Origin of the sequence: Pedobacter sp. MC2016-14 (assembly GCF_020991475.1) — a bacterium.
Classification (GTDB): Bacteria; Bacteroidota; Bacteroidia; order Sphingobacteriales; family Sphingobacteriaceae; genus Pedobacter.
Window position 1 is genome coordinate 1 of sequence record NZ_JAJMPA010000007.1, and the last position, 1,982, is coordinate 1,982.

The 1,982-nt window shown below is 38.2% G+C and carries 2 protein-coding genes; both read right to left on the minus strand.

Features of this window, described 5'->3' with window-relative positions:
- Positions 1 to 125: 125 nt before the first annotated feature.
- Positions 126 to 1,391, minus strand: coding sequence for a type II toxin-antitoxin system HipA family toxin (locus LPB86_RS20805; protein ID WP_230693350.1), 1,266 nt, complete (start codon positions 1,389 to 1,391; stop codon positions 126 to 128).
- Positions 1,392 to 1,395: 4 nt separating this feature from the next.
- Entirely contained in the window at positions 1,396 to 1,704 is a 309-nt protein-coding gene (locus tag LPB86_RS20810) for a helix-turn-helix domain-containing protein (protein WP_230693351.1), read from the minus strand.
- Between the last annotated feature and the right edge of the window lie 278 nt (positions 1,705 to 1,982).

A 1,982-nucleotide genomic window follows, 5' to 3' on the forward strand; every position in this document is an offset into this window, starting at 1 on the left:
TAAATCTTAATTATATCACCAAAAATTACATAACAACATGATAAACAACCATAAAAAATTATTACCCCTCCAAAACAAATTAACGGAATGTCTGTTTCGCTGTATCTTTCAATTGTATTGCAAAGCTATTGCATATGGAAAGCAGGGGCCATCAGCGATAGTTCCCGGTTTGAAATTTTATAGTGAGCAGCAACAGTCTTCCAGCTTCCAACTGTTTTTTTAAGATGCAGCATAATTTGAAGCGCTTCCGTTGCGCTTAATCTAAAATACGGAGCCACCTCCATCACCAAATCCAGATCTAAAGAATTATCCTCATCAGATATATTTAAAGTCAATCCCGTTCCTGAAGGAACTGCATTCATATCATAAGCTGGCGACAGTATCCATCCATCCTTCTGTAAAAGAAATCCATGGTTACGTAAATGATCATCAGTATTTTTCACCAATACATTAAATGCGATTCTGCGCCATAGCTCCTTCAGGTTTTCATTAATCTGATACCCATTTTGTAGAATAAAAGAAACTAAGTCCAGGTAGCTCGTCCCTGCATGGTAATCGGCCCCATCTTTATGTCCGAGTAGAGTCATAGCAGAAGCAAAATGTATTCGCCACTCAGAAGATTTACGGTCAAAACGTTTTGTTAAAAATGTGTGGTGCCTACCCGAAAATTTCATCAATTGCGCAGGAGGTACATTTAAACCAGCTTCTAATGCCAACTGGTGTACTACCATTTCCCAAGCGCCTACATCATATAAGTCATTGGTACTAGGAAACTTCGCAATCCACAACTGCCCCTCTAAATCTGTCACACTCGCCTTTGGTCTTGCACCTCCTAAAGAAGATCCTGGAGCCATCAGCATGTTAAGCCATTTCAGCTCTTCATCATCATCACCGTACCCCTCTTTTTCCAATTGCAGGCTTGCATATTCCAAATCCCTAAGCTTGGTCCAGGCAGGTGCAGCTAATTTTTTTTCATGACTTAAAAAAGGACCATCTTCAGCAGTTTTAAAGCGCAATGCACCCATCCGGTTCTCGTCATATACTCCCAATAAATAATCTGTTTCATACAATGTCTCCGCTTTCCTGTTTTCCAACCTGGCAACAATAGCTTCCCGTCGCCGCATCAAAACCCTCCCCCACCTATCTGGAGATGAATCTAAGAATAACCCAAAATTAGGCTTGTCATCCCGAACGTATTGCTGGCCCGGAAAAAATTGTAAATCAGGATCGAGATTATAACCAAAGTCAGATTGTAACCAGGAAGATGTATATTCAAAAGAAAATATTTCTTTGCCTCTTAGCTTATTACACATCAATGAACCGACCAAAATTGGCTCAAGTAGTTCTTGCCAGTCCGCATAGACAAATATTCTATTATTTTTATTAGCCATCTCTCTATTTTTTAGCAGCTCTGTCTTTAATTAACAAGCCAGCATCCTGAATCTTACGTCCAAGTTCATCATCCGCTGCAAGTTTCAAAAAATCTGCTTCCAATCCCAGTACGAATAAAACTTGAAAATAAGCACCCATAGTTACAGTAGGCTTTCCACGTTCAATCTGCCAAAGTGTTGCCCTGCTAATACCAGCACGTTCCGCAACTTGCATAACACTTAACTTTCTCCTTAAACGCGAAAGTCTTATATTTTCACCCAAAGTATCAAGTAGCTTCTGGGCTTTTGGTAAAAGAAGGATGGTCTCTTTCATAATGTATTATATATTAAACAAATATAAGTAATATGATTAATATATAAAACATTACTACTCATTGACTAAACAAAAAATAAAGTTCGAGTAGTGGCTCTAAGCCACAATAAAGCCAACTACATATATTCAATAATTACTATTAAAGTTCGCAAATAGATTACAAAGGGCTATTGATGTATTATTAGCTGTAGACGTTACAATCACTTGCAACAGGCTAAGCATTTCTACCTAAAGATCCAGCATTTGTGGGTTTGGGGTATATATAAAAGCTTATAATC

Coding starts and splice junctions, on each gene's coding strand:
- LPB86_RS20805 (WP_230693350.1), bottom strand. CDS start 1,391: ATGGCTAATAAAAATAATAGAATATTTGTCTATGCGGACTGGCAAGAA.
- LPB86_RS20810 (WP_230693351.1), bottom strand. CDS start 1,704: ATGAAAGAGACCATCCTTCTTTTACCAAAAGCCCAGAAGCTACTTGAT.